Annotated in this window: 17 protein-coding genes; 7 read left to right on the top strand and 10 right to left on the bottom strand. The window is 52.6% G+C overall.

Translation table 11 applies throughout. The annotated features are described in order from the left end of the window. Positions 1–54 precede the first annotated feature (54 nt). The 4 genes from DQM29_RS05840 (at position 55) to ybaL (ending at position 4,704) form a co-directional block, all read left to right on the top strand. The gene (locus DQM29_RS05840; protein WP_232054864.1) at positions 55–801 is read left to right on the top strand and encodes a TraB/GumN family protein; all 747 of its coding nucleotides are present in this window, start codon (positions 55–57) and stop codon (positions 799–801) included. Positions 802–916: 115 nt separating this feature from the next. Beyond that, positions 917–1,393, top strand: coding sequence for a Cys-tRNA(Pro)/Cys-tRNA(Cys) deacylase YbaK (gene ybaK / locus DQM29_RS05835; protein ID WP_111739748.1), 477 nt, complete (start codon positions 917–919; stop codon positions 1,391–1,393). 176 nt (positions 1,394–1,569) lie between these two features. Beyond that, positions 1,570–2,790 (top strand): MFS transporter, encoded by a 1,221-nt coding sequence (locus DQM29_RS05830; protein ID WP_111739746.1) that lies wholly within the window; start codon positions 1,570–1,572, stop codon positions 2,788–2,790. Between the two features lie 216 nt (positions 2,791–3,006). Then, entirely contained in the window at positions 3,007–4,704 is a 1,698-nt protein-coding gene (ybaL, locus tag DQM29_RS05825) for a YbaL family putative K(+) efflux transporter (protein ID WP_111739744.1), read from the top strand. A gap of 109 nt (positions 4,705–4,813) precedes the next feature. On the opposite strand, the gene DQM29_RS05820 is transcribed toward ybaL, so the two are convergent. Together DQM29_RS05820 and hemH are read right to left on the bottom strand one after the other, a co-directional pair. Continuing rightward, positions 4,814–5,044, bottom strand: a complete 231-nt coding sequence (locus DQM29_RS05820) for an LPP leucine zipper domain-containing protein (RefSeq protein ID WP_111739742.1) — start codon at positions 5,042–5,044, stop codon at positions 4,814–4,816. 63 nt (positions 5,045–5,107) lie between these two features. Beyond that, complete coding sequence (hemH, locus tag DQM29_RS05815; protein ID WP_111742010.1) at positions 5,108–6,070, bottom strand: ferrochelatase; 963 nt, start codon at positions 6,068–6,070, stop codon at positions 5,108–5,110. Between the two features lie 308 nt (positions 6,071–6,378). On the opposite strand from hemH, the gene DQM29_RS05810 reads away from it, so the two are divergent. Beyond that, positions 6,379–6,864: a hypothetical protein gene (locus DQM29_RS05810; protein ID WP_111739740.1), complete on the top strand. Its 486-nt coding sequence runs from the start codon at positions 6,379–6,381 to the stop codon at positions 6,862–6,864. Positions 6,865–6,873: 9 nt separating this feature from the next. Here DQM29_RS05810 and DQM29_RS05805 read toward each other — a convergent pair whose 3' ends face one another. From DQM29_RS05805 to DQM29_RS05770, 8 genes are all read right to left on the bottom strand, one after another. Beyond that, positions 6,874–7,269, bottom strand: coding sequence for a hypothetical protein (locus tag DQM29_RS05805; RefSeq protein ID WP_111739738.1), 396 nt, complete (start codon positions 7,267–7,269; stop codon positions 6,874–6,876). 209 nt (positions 7,270–7,478) lie between these two features. Continuing rightward, positions 7,479–8,123: an adenylate kinase gene (adk, locus tag DQM29_RS05800; RefSeq protein ID WP_111739736.1), complete on the bottom strand. Its 645-nt coding sequence runs from the start codon at positions 8,121–8,123 to the stop codon at positions 7,479–7,481. Positions 8,124–8,318: 195 nt separating this feature from the next. Next, positions 8,319–10,196, bottom strand: coding sequence for a molecular chaperone HtpG (gene htpG / locus DQM29_RS05795; RefSeq protein ID WP_111742009.1), 1,878 nt, complete (start codon positions 10,194–10,196; stop codon positions 8,319–8,321). A 204-nt stretch (positions 10,197–10,400) separates the two neighbouring features. After that, positions 10,401–11,006 carry a recombination mediator RecR gene (gene recR, locus DQM29_RS05790; protein ID WP_111739735.1) on the bottom strand — a complete coding sequence of 202 codons (606 nt, stop codon included), beginning with the start codon at positions 11,004–11,006 and terminating at the stop codon, positions 10,401–10,403. Next, on the bottom strand, positions 11,006–11,335 hold the full coding sequence (locus DQM29_RS05785; protein ID WP_111739733.1) for a YbaB/EbfC family nucleoid-associated protein: 330 nt from the start codon (positions 11,333–11,335) through the stop codon (positions 11,006–11,008). Before DQM29_RS05785 ends, recR begins: the two co-directional genes overlap by 1 nt. A gap of 53 nt (positions 11,336–11,388) precedes the next feature. Next, positions 11,389–13,437: a DNA polymerase III subunit gamma/tau gene (gene dnaX, locus DQM29_RS05780; protein ID WP_111739731.1), complete on the bottom strand. Its 2,049-nt coding sequence runs from the start codon at positions 13,435–13,437 to the stop codon at positions 11,389–11,391. Between the two features lie 90 nt (positions 13,438–13,527). Beyond that, positions 13,528–14,076, bottom strand: coding sequence for an adenine phosphoribosyltransferase (gene apt, locus DQM29_RS05775; protein ID WP_111739729.1), 549 nt, complete (start codon positions 14,074–14,076; stop codon positions 13,528–13,530). A gap of 198 nt (positions 14,077–14,274) precedes the next feature. Next, on the bottom strand, positions 14,275–14,643 hold the full coding sequence (locus DQM29_RS05770) for a DUF454 family protein (RefSeq protein WP_111739727.1): 369 nt from the start codon (positions 14,641–14,643) through the stop codon (positions 14,275–14,277). 228 nt (positions 14,644–14,871) lie between these two features. Between DQM29_RS05770 and priC the strand changes: the two genes are divergently transcribed. Beyond that, the gene (gene priC / locus DQM29_RS05765; RefSeq protein WP_111739725.1) at positions 14,872–15,408 is read left to right on the top strand and encodes a primosomal replication protein PriC; all 537 of its coding nucleotides are present in this window, start codon (positions 14,872–14,874) and stop codon (positions 15,406–15,408) included. A gap of 94 nt (positions 15,409–15,502) precedes the next feature. After that, on the top strand, positions 15,503–16,840 hold the full coding sequence (locus DQM29_RS05760) for a vWA domain-containing protein (protein ID WP_232054863.1): 1,338 nt from the start codon (positions 15,503–15,505) through the stop codon (positions 16,838–16,840). The last annotated feature ends 45 nt before the right edge of the window (positions 16,841–16,885 follow it).

The following is a 16,885-nucleotide window of genomic DNA, read 5'->3' as shown; positions in this document are numbered from 1 at the left end:
AACGTATTCTCCGACGTCTGGCCGTCATGTTAGGGCTGGTGCCCTCGCTGCCGTATGCCTATCCGGCATTTGACGTTGTCACCGACGGCGGCAGCCGCTTTCATCTGGTCGGCAGCATTCATATGGGCAGCCGAGAGATGGCCCTGCTCCCCCCTTTCACTGCGCCAGCGAATAGCACAGGCCGATGCGCTTATCGTTGAGGTCGACATTTCTCAGCCCATAGACTTTGATATTCAGCCTCCGAGCATACCGTTAACGGAAAAACTCAGCGGGCAGGAATACCAGCAGCTCCTTAAGCGCAGTCGGCAGGTTGGCCTTCGCGAAGAAAGCTTTGAGAGCAAGCCCGCGTGGCACATAGCCCTCATGCTACAGGCCATGCAGGCCGAACGTTCCGGGCTTAAAAGCGAGTTCGGCATCGACTATCAGAGCATCCTGACCGCCCGCGAGAAGGCGCTTTCCGTTATAGAGCTTGAAGGCGCAGACAAACAGATGGCGCTGCTAAAACGGTTGCCCGAAGAAGGGCTGCCCCTGCTGCGCGATACACTGACTCACTGGCGCGCCAACCAGCGACTGATGCTTATTATGGTGCGCTGGTGGCTTAACGAAAAGCCGCAGCGCGAGACGCTGCAGCTTCCCTACGGCATGGGGGATGAGATTTATCGCATTATGGTGACCGAACGCAACCGTGACTGGGCAAAGCGGCTGAACGCGCTGCCTAAAGGCAACTATGTTGTCGTGGTTGGCGCCCTGCACCTGTTCGGCGAACAGAGCCTGCCCGAGATATTACGCGTATCCCCCTGATGGTTCTTCGCCCTCTGAGCATAAAAGTGCCCTCACGATAAAGACGGCGAGAAAACGCCACACCAACGCGTTATCATAGTCACATTATGAATCACTGACAGAAAAGGAAAGCGCCATGACACCGGCCGTTCGCCTGCTAAAACAGCAAAAGGTAAACTACAGCCTTCACCCCTACGATCACGATCCGAATGAAACCAACTTTGGCGATGAAGTGGTTAAAAAGCTTGGCCTGGATGCCAACCGAGTCTACAAAACGCTGCTGGTCAGCCTGAACGGCGATGAGAAAAAGCTGGCAGTTGCCGTTGTCCCCGTCTCGGGTATGCTGGACTTGAAAAAGATGGCCAAGGCGCTGTCAGTCAAGAAAGTCGACATGGCGGATCCCGCTCTGGCGCAGCGCGTTACGGGCTATCTGGTCGGCGGCATTAGCCCACTAGCGCAGAAAAAACGGCTGCCTACGGTTATCGACGCAGGTGCTGAAGCCTTTGAAACTATGTACATCTCGGGCGGTAAGCGCGGGTTAGATATCGAACTTGCTCCTGCCGATCTTTGCAGCCTGACGTCGGGGATCTTCGCACCCATCGCTGCTCCTTAGAGATAAAAGTGTCAACGTGAGCCACAAGTCGCTTTTAATGGGCAAAGCGGCCACACTATACTAGTGTTGCATCAAGACGATTTTATCAGTCTCAGGGGCAAAGTGCCGTTTGGCTCTGCCCTATGGACTTCTGGCGCTTCGCCAAACCACAACGTTCGGAAACACCCGCGACTACCATGACGAATCAAACAGGCAATACGGCCTCGGTTCCGGCCGCCGACAGCACGCGCAAAACTTCTTTCCGCATTCTCAGCGCGATCAGCGTTTCCCACATGCTAAACGACATGACGCAGTCGCTGATTGTCGCCATCTATCCGATGTTGCAGGGAGAGTTTACGCTGACCTTTGGCCAGATCGGGCTTATCACCCTCACCTATCAGCTCACCGCTTCGCTGCTACAGCCGCTTATTGGCCTGTACACTGATAAACACCCTCAGCCCTACTCTTTGCCGATCGGGATGGGATTCACGCTGGTGGGGCTTATCCTGCTGGCCTTTGCGGGAAACTTCCAGATGGTTCTGCTGGCCGCTGCGCTGGTGGGCACTGGCTCGTCGGTTTTCCATCCGGAATCGTCACGGGTAGCGCGTATGGCCTCTGGCGGGCGGCACGGTATGGCGCAATCACTGTTTCAGGTTGGCGGGAACTTCGGCTCCTCTTTAGGGCCTCTGCTGGCAGCGGCGTTTATCACTCCTTATGGCAAAGGCTCTCTGACCTGGTTCGCCGTCGCGCCGCTGTTGGCGATTGTCGTTCTGCTACAAATCGGCCGCTGGTATCAGGCGCAGCAGCGCAGTAACGGCGGAAAACCTTTCCGTGCTGCTCCGGTAAGCCATCTTCCTAAAAGCACCATTATTTTCTCTCTAAGCATCCTGCTGGTGCTGATTTTTTCAAAATACTTCTACTTGGCCAGCATTAGCAGCTATTACACCTTTTATTTAATGGATAAGTTCGGCGTAAGTCAGCAAAATGCTCAAGTTCATCTATTTGTTTTCCTCTTCGCCGTTGCCGCCGGAACCTTTATTGGCGGGCCTGTAGGGGATAAGATAGGTAGGAAATATGTTATTTGGGCGTCAATTCTTGGCGCAGCACCCTTTACGCTGCTTTTACCCTATGCATCTCTCTACTGGACCGGTATTTTGACGGTGATCATTGGTCTTATCATCGCCTCGGCCTTTTCCGCCATACTGGTTTATGCACAGGAGCTTATTCCCGGTAAGATTGGCATGATATCAGGTTTGTTCTTCGGTCTGTCGTTCGGTATGGGTGGCCTCGGAGCCGCCGCGTTAGGCTACGTTGCTGACCACAGCAGTATCGAAACGGTTTATCATATTTGCTCTTTCCTGCCTCTACTCGGCATTCTTACCGCACTTTTGCCAAATATAGAACATAGCCGTCGGTAACCAACACTTTCCCCGAAGAGAAAAGAATTTTTTCTTCGGGGAAATTCCTTATACTGCCTGATGATACAGTCATAACCTTGTAAAAATGCCGGTCTTTAATCGATTCAGTAAGAACTGCACACTATTTTTCAAAAAATACAAATTTTCTAGAGCAAAAAGTCAGCAAATACCATAAAATTGACCTATTCCCCCATTTCTCAGCTAGAAGGTATATTGATGGCCCACGCTACCCCCCTCATTACCACCATTGCTGGCGGCCTCGTTCTCGCCTTTTTGTTCGGCATGATAGCCAATCGCATGAAGATTTCACCGCTGGTCGGCTATCTGATTGCGGGCATCGTCGCGGGCAAACATACGCCAGGATTCGTTGCCGACGAAGCGTTGGCAAACCAGCTGGCTGAGGTGGGCGTCATTTTGCTGATGTTCGGGGTGGGGCTCCATTTTTCACTAAAAGATCTGCTGTCGGTAAAAAAAATCGCCATTCCCGGCGCGATTGCGCAAATTGCCGTCGCGACGCTTCTGGGGATGGGGCTGGCACATCTTTTAGGCTGGGGACTGTTTAACGGCATTGTATTCGGCCTCTGCCTCTCCACCGCCAGTACCGTTGTTCTTCTGCGTGCCTTAGAAGAACGGCAGCTGATTGAAAGCCAGCGGGGGAAAATCGCTATCGGCTGGCTGATTGTGGAAGATCTGGCGATGGTCATGACGCTGGTACTGCTGCCTGCGGTGACCGGCATCATGCAGCAGGGGAACAGTGACTTCACCAGCCTGGCAATTTCTCTGGGAATAACCCTGGGTAAAGTGATTGCCTTTATCGTCCTGATGATTGTCGTCGGCCGCCGCGTAGTGCCCTGGCTGTTGGCTAAAAGCGCCAGTACCGGTTCCAACGAGCTGTTTACCCTATCGGTACTCGCTATCGCCATGGGCATTGCCTACGGCTCCGTGCAGCTGTTTGGGGCGTCGTTCGCACTGGGGGCTTTCTTTGCCGGTATGGTGCTTAACGAATCCGAGCTGAGCCACCGCGCGGCGCAAAACACCCTGCCGCTGCGAGACGCCTTCGCGGTACTGTTCTTTGTTTCCGTCGGCATGCTGTTTGAACCAATGACCCTTATCGAGCAGCCGCTGGCCGTGCTGGCCACGCTGGTGATTATCGTCTTCGGTAAGTCGCTGGCGGCGTTCTTTATCGTGCGACTGTTCGGCCACTCCAAACGCACTGCACTGACTATTTCCGCCAGCCTGGCGCAAATCGGTGAATTTGCCTTTATTCTGGCAACGATGGGTGTCGCACTCGGCGTGCTCGACAAAGACGCGCAAAGCCTGATTTTGGCGGGTGCCATCCTATCAATCTTGCTAAACCCGCTGGTGTTCAATCTGGTCGGTAAGTACTTAAGCAAAACTGAAACCATCGAAGACCAGATTATTGAAGAAGTAGTGGAAGAAGAAGTGGCTCAGGTGCCGGTGGATATGTGTAACCACGTGATCCTTATAGGCTATGGCCGAGTCGGCAGCATCCTGTGCGATCGCATGCACATCCTTGACGTGCCTCTGGTAGTGGTAGAGAACTCCCTGTCTCGCGTGGAAATGCTGCGTGAACGTGATATCAGCACAGTCTTGGGCAACGCCGGTAACCACGACATCCTCAGTCTGGCGCGCCTCGACTGCGCCCGCTGCCTGTTTGTCACCACGCCAAACGGCTACGAGGCCGGTGAAATCGTTTCCTACGCCCGCGCCCAGCGCCCTGACCTGCTGATTATCGCCCGCGCCCACTACGATGACGAAGTGGAGTACATCTCCGAGCGCGGCGCTGACCACGTGATTATGGGCGAGCGTGAAATCGCCCAGACCATGCTGGACGAGATGTATAACGGCATTCTGAGCGGAGATAAAAAAGTACCGGAAGGTTGCCCGATATAATCAAGCTTTGCTGAACATAAAAAATACCGAGCTAATGCTCGGTATTTTTTATGTTTTATAGAAAAAGAAAAAGCAATCTTCTTCCAGAAGTACAGCAACCTTTCTTCTCCTACAGAAGAGGGCGATAAATAGGGTTCTGCCAAGTGTTAATATAGTCAAGACGCCCATTGGCCTTCTCTGCTGTCAGTTTTATCGACTGGACTTCTAAGCGCATAGCATTCACCTCCTGCTGCAGCCTATCAATACGCTCGTTTAACTGCTGGTTGTCGCTATTGGCACAGCTACTAAGCAGCATACAGGCAATGATTACAGTACCGGATGCAAACCTAACATGTTTCATTAGTTACTTCTCGATATTTAGTTTTATCACGGATCTACTACGCGACTGATGTAGAGAAACAGCCTACAAATACTTCTCAACCAGCGCCTGCATCATATCGATATGGGCCGATGAGTCGTTTAGCGCCGGAATATAGTGGTAGCTTTCTCCTCCGGCTTCCATAAAGAACTCTCGATTCTGTTTATCGATCTCTTCAATGGTTTCCAGGCAGTCGGCAGAAAAGCCGGGGCAGATAACCTGCACGCGCTTAACGCCCTGCGAAGGCAGCGACTGCATGGTTTCATCGGTATAGGGCTGTAGCCAAACTTCTTTGCCAAAGCGCGACTGGTAGGTCATTTTGTACTGTTCTTCCGTCAGCCCTAGCGCTTTTACTACTGCGCGCGTCGTTGCTTCGCAGCGCTGAGGGTAATCGTCCCCTTCTGTTGCGTAGCGCTGTGGAATACCGTGGTAGGAAAACAGCAGCAGGTCAGGCTCTCCGTGAGAGACAAACGACAAGCGGATTGACTCCGCCAGCGCGGCTACGTACAGCGGGTGTTCTGCATAGTCCCGAATAAACGCGATTTCCGGCAAATCCCGGCGACGGGAGAACGCCGCTGACAGCGCGTCCCACACAGCCGCTGTGGTCGAACAGGAGTACTGGGGATACAGCGGCAGTACAATCATGCGCTTGATGCCCTGCGACTGAAGTCGATTCAGCGCGTCGTCTATCGAAGGGGAACCGTAGGTCATCGCCAGCTCAACGGGTACCTCAGGCAGACGTTCTGCCAGAGCCTGGCACTGGCGGCGACTGTAGGCCAGCAGAGGGGAGCCTTCCTGCGTCCAAACTTCCTGATAAAGCTTTGCCACTCTAGGCGCCCTGCGGGGCAAAATAACGACGTTAAGCAGAAAGCACCACAGCAGAGGGTTGATGTCAACCACCCGCCCATCGCGCAGAAACTGAGAAAGATAGCGCTTTACCGCAGGCGCCGTCGGCGCATCGGGGGTGCCAAGGTTAACGAGGAGAACGCCGGTGTGCTGTTGTGACATAGTCGCTTCTATCGCCGCTTTTTCAATGAGTAACATAGCGGTAATACTAGCAGCTTGCCGCCGGGCTGCCTATGCCAGAGTCGAGCGAATGCGCCAAACGCTGTAATTAGCCAAGGCTATTATCAGCCTAACATTGACCGGTTGGGAATTTATCTCCGCTATATGAAGCTCTGCGCGATTATCGTAATATTCAGGATGCCCCAAGCCGCCCACTCAAAATGGATAAAAAATGAGGTTATCTCAATTTATCCTATGCGCCAATTTCCATTACAAGGAGAAGGCGAACGCATCGCCTGAAGCAAAGAATAATGACCAACAGCGTTAATACCTTCCGCAAGCCCCCTTTTCCCGCGGGCCTTATTGCCGTATGCCTGTATATGCTCGCCTTAGGCGCTCTGACCATACTGAGCATTTGCTACAGCTTGGCCAACCCTGAACCATTTAATGTATATGGCATGAGTGGGCAGTTGCACAGGCGTATCATATCGTTTTTATTCAACGCTATTTCGCTGTTTGGACTGCTTTGCGGCGTGATGATTCTGTGCAAAAAAAGCGCATGGATTTTTCTGGCCCGCATCAATTTGGGCATTTATACCGTAGCCATGCTTATTAAGCTGCTACAAAGCTTCCTTACGTCCGACGATTTAATTCGCGCCCACTTTCTATCATGGAACATTGACGCTCTGGTCATATCAGCCATTGCGCTTATCTGTTTTATCTACCTCCACGTATCAAAGAAAACCAGAGCGCGCTTCCCCGATGCGTATGGATATAGGCAAAAAGAGGAAAGGTAAGCGTGGGCCTTACCACATAGTGGGATAGTCGATGAATTTGCTTTTTATCGCGTCGAAAACGTCTCGACATATAATTTCAGAGTAAGAAACCAAAAATGCGGAGTTATTGACGGTTTTTCTGCTCTTAGCCACGCAGAACTGATAGCCGCGATCGTCGACCTGCTTAAGCGTTATAAACTGATTGCCAAAGGTATCCGACAAAGAGAACGCGGCGTCGCCGTTTTTAAAAGAGGAGATAAAGCTATCCAGCTCGCGGCACGGGATCCATATATTTCCCTTGTATTCCGTAGAATACATCAGGTGATTCACCCCGATATAAAGATCGAAATTAACGGACGGAATGCGATCGTCAATCTCTATTTCGTTCAGCACTATCTTTATCGGCTGCTCAATGACAATCGCCATTCTCAAGACCTCCTGTCGTGAAGCAGCCGGTAAAAATCTCTCTCTACGATCTGCTTTCTGTTTAACGTGTCGTTTAACATGCGGAGGCGAATTATACGCCATATAGTTTCACCATAAAACTATAAGCGTAGTGAGATGTTTTTAAAGGAAAGTTGCGGTAAAAAATAAGGCGACCAAATGGTCGCCTTAAATTCATAATGCGGCAGGCTTTAGCCCAGAATCTTCACCAGCTCTTCGCTGACTTCGGCAACTTTACGCGTGCCGTTCAGCTTCACATACTGCGTATTGCCGTTTTTAGCTTCAGCGCCATAGTATTCCACTAGCGGCTTAGTCAACGAGTGGTATTCCACCAGACGCGCACGTACTGTGTCTTCCTGATCGTCTTTACGCGTTGTTAGCTCTTCACCGGTAACGTCGTCTTTTCCTTCCACTTTCGGCGGATTGAACGTTACGTGGTAAACGCGGCCTGACGGTGCGTGTACGCGGCGACCAACAATGCGCTCAACGATGACTTCATCAGGCACGTCGAATTCCAGCACGTAGTCAACCTGAATCCCTGCTTCCTTCATGGCGTCAGCCTGAGGAATAGTGCGAGGGAAACCGTCCAGCAGGAAGCCGTTTTTGCAGTCCGGCTGTGCAATGCGCTCTTTGACTAACGCAATAACTAACTCGTCAGTTACCAGCTTGCCTGCGTCCATCAGCGATTTCGCCTGTTGACCCAGTTCAGAACCGGACTTAACCGCTGCGCGCAACATGTCGCCCGTAGAAATCTGCGGGATACCGTATTTCGCCATGATGAACTGAGCCTGAGTGCCTTTACCGGCGCCGGGAGCGCCGAGCAGAATGATACGCATTGCGTAAATCCCCTAGAAATTTTGCTTTTTGTATAGAAATGAAAGAAAACCCGTGAACCTTATCATTCAACGCCTCAATCCTCAAGAGGCAGTTAGCCTGAGACGGCTGTCTGGCACGTCAATCGCCCGCCCTCATGAGAATAAAAAAACCGGAAGAGGATCGCATTTCTTCCGGCTTTAGCCTGTATCACACAGCTATTTTATCAGCAGCTTGTTCATACGGCGGATAAACTGATTAGGATCCTCTAAGCCGCCCTTCTCAGCCAGCAGCGCCTGATCGAGCAACAGCTTAATCCACTCGGCAAACTCCCCCTCATCAGTCACGTTAGATGCCAGCTTAACCAGCGAATGCTCTGGGTTAAGCTCAAACACGTATTTGATTTCCGGCATCTTCTGCCCCGCCGCGGCGAACAGCTTGGCCATCTGCGTTGTCATTTCGTCAGCATCGGTCGTCACTACCGCTGGCGTATCGGTCAGACGGTGGGTTAAACGCACCTCTTTAATTCGCTCACCGAGCAGCGTCTTCACGCGGTCAACGAACGGCTCAAGCGCCTTATCCGCCTCTTTTTGCTCTTCGCTGTCAGCATCCGCTAGGCTATTCAGGGACTCGTCCGCCTTGCTAACAGACTGGAAAGACTTGCCGTCAAACTCAGTCAGATAGCTCATCATCCACTCGTCGATGCGATCTGACAGCAGCAGAACTTCAATGCCTTTCTTGTTGAACAGCTCAAGCAGCGGGCTGTTCTTGGCGGCGGCATAGCTGTCGGCAGTGATGAAGTAAATCTTTTCTTGGCCTTCCTGCATGCGGCTAACGTACTCTTCCAGCGAAACGGTTTGTGCCGCGCTGTCGCTGTGCGTAGAGGCAAAGCGCAGAAGTTTAGCGATGGTTTCCGCGTTAGCGCTGTCTTCCGCAGGGCCTTCTTTCAACACGAGGCCAAACTGCTGCCAAAACGTCTGGTATTTTTCCGCGTCGTCTTTCGCCAGCTTTTCCAACATTTGCAGTACGCGCTTGGTACAGGCGCTGCGCAGGCTTTGAGTCACGCGGTTGTCCTGCAAAATTTCACGCGATACGTTCAGCGGCAGATCGTTGGAATCAATCAGGCCGCGAACAAAGCGCAGGTAGTTGGGCATAAACTGCTCGGCATCGTCCATGATAAAGACGCGCTGCACGTAAAGCTTCAGTCCGTGCTTGTGGTCGCGGTTCCACATGTCCCATGGCGCCTGAGAAGGGATATACAGCAGGCTGGTGTATTCCTGCTTGCCTTCAACCCGATTGTGGCTCCAGATCAGCGGATCGCTAAAGTCGTGGGAAACGTGCTTATAAAACTCTTTGTACTCTTCTTCGCTAACGTCGGACTTGTTTCTCGTCCACAGCGCCTGCGCCTTGTTGATTTTTTCCCAACGGGTTACCGGAGCTTCGCCCTCTTTCTCTTCGGTAACCTGAATTTCAACCGGCAGCGCAATGTGGTCTGAGTATTTACCGATAGTGGAGCGCACGCGCCAGTCGTCGAGGAACTCGTCTTCACCGTCGCGCAGATGCAGCGTAATTTCAGTACCGCGGTCGGCTTTTGTGATGTCGGCAATGGTGTATTCCCCTTCACCGGCAGACTCCCAGAATACCCCCTCTTCGGCGCTCACTCCCGCTGCGCGAGTGCGAACGGACACTTTATCCGCCACAATAAAGGCGGAGTAAAAGCCCACGCCAAACTGGCCAATAAGCTGGCTGTCTTTTGCCTGATCGCTGCCCATCGACTCAAGAAACGCCTTAGTGCCGGACTTAGCGATAGTGCCAAGGTTGTCGATGACCTCATCGCGCGTCATACCGATACCGTTATCGGAAAGCGTCAGCGTGCGCTTTTCTTTGTCTATCGACACGCGAACGCGCAGCTCACCGTCTCCCTCGTAAAGATCCGCATGAGAAAGCGCTCTAAAGCGCAGCTTGTCAGCGGCGTCGGAAGCGTTAGAAATCAGCTCACGCAGAAAAATTTCTTTATTTGAATAGAGAGAATGGATCATCAGATGCAGCAGCTGTTTAACCTCTGACTGAAATCCACGGGTTTCTTGACCTTTCATACTCATGGCTTACCTCTACGTGTTGATGTATCTGGGCGGAATGGCTACGCGCCCGGTACGCGAATTGGGAATGGTAACCAGATGGGGATGAAGGCGAACATTTTCAAGCAGCAATATAAAAATGATGACGTAAAAAGCCCTACGCCACAATGCAATAGGTGAAAAAAAGGCGCCGTTCTTGGCGCCTTTTTCAGATAAATACGGTTAGTTTCCTATCCGCTGCCGCCCGGCTAAAGAGTGGGACAGCGTTGTGCCATCGACCATTTCCAGCTCACCGCCGACCGGTACGCCGTGAGCAATGCGGCTGGCCATAACGCCGTAGGATGCACACATCTCGGCAATAAAGTTAGCAGTCGCATCCCCTTCCACGGTCGGGTTAGTGGCAAGGATCACTTCTTTGATCGTCTCTGCCGCCAAACGCTCTTCCAGACGATCGAGTCCGATGTCGTTCGGCCCGATGCCGTCCAGAGGAGAAAGATGCCCCATCAGGACAAAATAGCGACCGGCAAACTGCCCGGTTTGTTCAATAGCGTGAATATCCGCAGGGCTTTCCACGACGCAGATCTGACCGCTGCTCTGACGCCGTTGGTTATTACAGATGGTACATACGTCCTCTTCGGTAAACGTTCGGCAGTCGCGGCAGTGGCCCACTTCTGACATGGCGCGAGTCAACGCCTGCGCCAAACGCATACCGCCGCTGCGATCGCGCTGCAGCAGCTGAAATGCCATACGCTGCGCTGACTTGGGGCCTACACCGGGCAAGCAGCGCAGCGCCTCCATCAGCGATTCGAGCAAAGGACTGGTTTGCATCAGAACGGCATCTTAAAGCCAGGAGGCAGCTGCATACCGCCAGACACCTGAGCCATCTTCTCTTTCTGTGTCTCTTCTACACGGCGAGCTGCGTCGTTAAAGGCGGCGGCAATCAGGTCTTCCAGCATCTCTTTATCGTCTTCCATCAGGCTCGGATCGATTTCTACGCGGCGGCAGTTGTGTGCGCCGTTAATGGTGACTTTCACCATGCCAGCACCGGATTCACCGGTGACTTCCATTTGAGCAATCTCTTCCTGCATCTTCTGCATTTTGTCCTGCATCTGCTGAGCTTGCTTCATTAAGTTGCCAATTCCACCTTTACCAAACATGTTTGTCTCTCTCTTTGCTAGGGGATAATAATTGTATTAACTAGGACTTTGCCTTAAACCGGCCGGATACTGTCCTCATCCAGCTGTGCGTCAAAATAGCGGCAAAGCGTTTGAATATGGCTGTCTTCAGCGATCGACGTTTTAGCCTGTGTCAGCTTTTCCTCATAGATTGCCTGGCGGCACTCCAGAGGCGTTTTTACCGAACGATCGTCATCTTCGATGACCGTCAGCGTAATAGACCGCCCGGCTTTCTGGCTCATCGCCTCTGCCAGCGCCTGCTGCGCTGATGGAGAATTCAGGTGGCGCTGACCGGGCCTCAAATGCAGGCAGACCTCATCATCAGACACCTGCTGTTTAAAGGCGTTCAACGCCAGCTGCTGTACCAGCTTCGGCAAAGGAAGCTCGGCGATTTCAGCAGCCCAGGGATCGCGCACCAGCGACTCTTCGGCCAGTTTTGCAGACAGCTCTGGCGTCTTTTCGTGCTCAAGAGCCGAACGCAGCGCCTTCGGAGTTGCCACAGGCTTACTGACGGCTTCAAAATCGTGCTGTGCCTTCCAGCGGTAACTATCCTTTTTTTCTTCTTTACCGGGCGCTTTCGCCGCGCGGGCTGGGGAGTCGCCCTTCTTCTCCGTCGCGGCCGCTAGGCGCTCAAGGACGGAGGATGCCGGCTTCACGCTCCCAGACGTGGCCGGCTTACTCTTTTTTGTTTCGCTACTCTCCTGCTGGCGACGCAGCTGACTGCGCGCCTGGAGCATTTGCGCCGTAGTGGTCGGCAGACCTGCCGACGCATCGCTTTCTGGATACGATTCTTGAGAAACCTGCGTCTGAGGCTGGATAGGCGGTGTCTGTACGCTTCGAGCTGGCGTATTCGTCTGCTCTACCACTCTGGCTTCAGCGTGCGAAGCGGCAGCAAACCGGTCATTAGCCTGTACCGATGACGGCTGCGGCATTAATGGTGCCGATTCAGATACCGCCGGAGCGCTTTCTACTGGTGCACTTTCAGCCAGCGCGCCGACGCGTTTAGGGTGGAAAGCCAGCGCCCGCAGCAGCGTCATTTCTACGCCCATGCGTCTGTCCGGCGCGTAGGGCAGCTCTTTTCGCCCTACCAGCAGCGTTTGATAATAAAGCTGTAAATCCTGCGGAGAGATACGCCGTGCCAGCTCGCGCATACGGGATTCGCTGTGTTTAAGCGGGTCGAGAGCAGAAGGTAAAAGCTGGATCATGGCAACCTGATGCAGCAGCGCCAGTGTATCCACCAGCAGGCTTTCCCAGTCGATCCCCTTAGCGGCAATCTGCCCTACCTGTGCCATAAGCGTTTCGCCGCTACCCTGCTCTAACGCTTCCAGCAAAGACAGCGTGTACTCTTCATCAAGCGTGCCCAGCATGGCGCTAACAGCGTCAGTCGATACGCTACCGCTGCCCATGGCAATAGCCTGATCGGTCAAACTCAGCGCGTCTCGCATACTGCCCTGAGCGGCGCGAGCCAGCAGGCTTAGCGCTTTAGGCTCTGACGGGATCTTTTCATCCAGCAGCACTTTTTCCAGTTGGCCTTTGATCTGTTCTACGTCCAGCGCCTTTAGATGAAACTGCAGGCAGCGGGACAGAATCGTCACCGGGAGCTTTTGCGGATCGGTGGTGGCAAGCAGGAACTTAACGTGCTCTGGCGGCTCTTCGAGCGTTTTCAGCAGCGCGTTAAAGCTGTGGCGGGAAAGCATATGAACTTCGTCGATGAGATAAACCTTAAACCGCCCTCGGGCAGGAGCGTACTGGACGTTATCCAGCAGCTCGCGGGTATCCTCAACTTTGGTGCGGGACGCGGCGTCAATCTCAAGCAGGTCGACAAAGCGCCCCTCTTCGATTTCCCGACAGTTAGCACACTTGCCGCATGGCGTTGCCGTCACGCCGCTTTCGCAGTTCAGCCCTTTTGCCAGCAGGCGTGCGATAGAGGTTTTCCCTACGCCGCGCGTGCCGGAAAAAAGATACGCGTGATGAATCCGACCGAGCGACAGGCCATTGGCGATGGCGGCCAGGACATGTTCCTGACCGACAACGTCTGCAAAGCTTTGGGGGCGCCATTTACGCGCCAGAACTTGATAGCTCATCGATATAAGGCAACGTCATTTAACACGGATAGCGCATCTTACCACAGCGCGGCGAAGACGACGATCTCTGTCGCCCGTCAGCCGCCGCTCTTAGTGGCCGTCGAAAGAGACTAGACTGTAGCAGTCTATCTTTTGAGAAACCAGGCGCGCGCGGCCACCCAGCTCAGGGAGTTCAATGACAAACGCAGCGTCGTGAACAATACCGCCAAGGCGGCGGATAAGTTTGGCTGTGGCCTCAATGGTTCCGCCAGTGGCTAGTAGATCGTCAATAACCAGCACGTTTTCATTTTGCTGAATACTGTCTGCGTGGATTTCCAGCACGTCAGTGCCGTACTCCAGATCGTAGGTTTCCTGTAGACACTCACGGGGAAGCTTGCCTTTTTTACGCACAGGAACAAAGCCGACGCCCAGCGCCAGCGCAACCGGTGCGCCAAACAAAAAGCCGCGCGCCTCGGTGCCAACTACTTTATCGATGCCTTTATCTTTATAGCGCTCGACAATCAGGCTAATAGTGGCGGAAAACGCAGCCGGATTTTCCAAGAGGGTTGTGATGTCGCGAAACAGGATCCCCGCTTTAGGATAATCGGGAATGGTGGTGATGCTGTCCTTGATCAGTTGCTGCTGTTCAGTTGTCGTCATAAATTCAGTGTCCGTATACTCGTTAACCGCGAGCGGAATTGCAGACTTCGAGTAGCCGCTTGGTCAGTTAATCACACGCGGTTACCAACGAAAAACGCCCAAATCTATGCAAAGGCGCAGGGAAATGCAACCGCTAGTTATCACATTTGGCAAAATATACAGGTGAGACTGCTCGCTTATTTTACACAAGGATGGAGGCTATTTTTCCACATCCACGACTGGCAGGCGCAGCATGAAAATCAGTAAAACGATCATCAGCGTCAATAAAAGCACCCGCACCCACAGTACTGGCACCAGCCACAGTGAAAGGGCGAATGTACAGACAATCAGCAGGATAGCGCGACCTTTTGCTCCCGGCGGCAGCCCGCGGTGAGTTTGCCAATGTCTCAGATAGGGGCCAAACCAAGAACGATACAGCAGCCAGTCATGAAAGCGCGGCGAAGAGCGGGCAAAGCACCAGGCCGCCAACAGCAGAAACGGCGTCGTAGGCAATATCGGCAGCAGCACGCCCAGCGCGGCGAGGCCAATAGAAAGCCAGCCGAGACCAAGAAGAAAAAGCCTATACATCGCGCCGCATCATCGTTAATTGCCGTCCTGAAGTCGCATTTTTACGTCATGCCCTTCTGCCTGATATCCAATCAAAGGATTCTGTTGAATCTCCTAGCCTAATCAAAAACGCCTTTACCTGCCAGTAAATGATAATCAGTTCTCTGTAAAACACGTCATCCTTTCTCGCCCCTTACTGTCTGGGATATGATAGTCGCCACGCTCCTCTTTTACTTCGGCAGGCTCACGATGAATACTGGCGCCCTACTACATACGCTCCAGCAGCAGGTTAACCAGTTAGCCAGCGCTATCGCCGATGCGCCCGCATCCGCCGTTATGCAACCCCGCTTTGACGATCGGCTGTTCAACACTCGCGATCCCCGGCTTAGCCACTGTCAAAGCGAGGTAGAAAACAATCTACAGCTGCTGTCTCAGGCAGTAGAAAAGCGCGCGCAGCAACAGGTAGCCTTTCTGGCCGAGCGTATTGTCGCGCAAATAGAGGCGCTGCAAAGAGAGCTAGCGACACTCCCTGTGCGAGAGCGAAACGTCTTTAACGTTAAGGTTGAACAGGACATCTACCAAACTCTTGCTCGCCATCAGGACTATGAGCGGCGGCTGGTTGCCATGCGAAGAGACAAAGAAAGCCTGCTAAGCCGCCAAACAACCCTTTCAGAGCAGCAGAGGCTGCAAAAAGAACTTGCCGCGCTGGAGGGCCGCCTAATGCGCTGCCGTCAGGCGCTAGCAAAAATTGAGCGACAGATTGCTCGTCGCGAAAATGGCAGCTAGATATTTACATTTTGTTACACTTAGAGGCACGAAACAGACAACTCAAAACATCATTCGCGAATAATGACGGAACACCCACAATAAAAGGAGTTATATGATGAATTTGAAATATCTGCTTCCCTCTTTGGCTATGCTGTCCGCTTCGGCCTTTGCCGTTTCCCCGGTTCCGCTTCACGTCAACGTGAAAACCGAGCTGGCCTCGCCGGTGATCCTTGAAAACAGTAAAGACAGCAACTACCTAAAAGTGTCTCTGACTGGCTACCAGCAGGATACCGCAAAGCGCACGCCAATTAACCTGGCGCTGGTCATTGATCGCTCAACGTCAATGAGCGGCGACCGCATCGAAAAAGCCCGTGAAGCGGCCATTCTGGCCGTCAATATGCTGCAAGACGACGACATCATCTCCATCATTGCCTACGATAACGACGCTCACGTTCTGATCCCCGCCACTAAAGCTAATGATAAGAAAAAGCTTATCAAAATTATCAACGATAAAGTGACGCCTCAGGGATGGACAGCGCTGTTTGCTGGAGTCAGCAAAGGCCTTAAAGAGGTCAATAAGAACCTGAAAAAAGATCAGGTTAACCGCATTATTCTGCTGTCTGACGGGCAGGCCAACGTCGGCCCCAGCTCAACAAAAGAGCTGGCTGACCTCGGGGTCGTTGCCGCCAAACAGCGGATCGCCGTCACCACTATTGGCCTAGGTACCAGCTACAACGAAGACCTAATGACGGCTTTAGCAAGCTACAGCGACGGCAACCACGCGTTTGTTGAAAAATCCTCCGATCTGGAAGCTGCCTTTATTAAAGAATTTAAAGACGTAATGTCGGTTGTGGCACAGGAAGTCACTGTGACCATTCGCCTACAGGACGGCGTAAAGCCGCTGCGTCTGTTAGGCCGTGAAGGTGACATTACTGGCAATCAGGTAACCGTCAAGCTCAACCAGCTGTACTCTAATCAAGAAAAATACGTTCTGTTAGAGCTGGAGCCGCCGAAGGGTAAAGAAAACGAGAAAAAGCAGATTGCAAACGTAAGCGTTACCTATGAAAACCTGCAAACCCAGAAGAAAGATAACGTTAACAATCGCGTGGATATCGCTTACAGTAAATCAGAGAAAGCCGTTAAAGACGCAACGCAGGAAGAAATTGTCGTTGACTCTGCCATTCAAAAAGCCAATCTGGAAAACGTGCGCGCTATTCAGCTACTGGATGAAGGTAAAAAAGACGAAGCGAACCAAATCCTGCAGCGTAATGCGGCCAGCATGGGTGCTCTATACGATAAAGTGAGCAGTCCAGAAGCCAAAAACAAAGCACTCCAGACTCAGTCTGATAACTCCCGTCTAGCGGATGATATTGAAAGTAAAGGCGGTGCAGCCTCTCGCAAGAGCCTGAAGGAAAGCACGTATAAAACGCAAAAACAGCAATCAAAATAGCCCTACCCCGATGACGGCGTAGCCTGCTGCGCCGTCATTGTTCAT

The organism is Leminorella richardii (genome assembly GCF_900478135.1).
Lineage (GTDB): Bacteria > Pseudomonadota > Gammaproteobacteria > Enterobacterales > Enterobacteriaceae > Leminorella > Leminorella richardii.
This window is presented reverse-complemented; position numbering and strand designations above follow the sequence as displayed.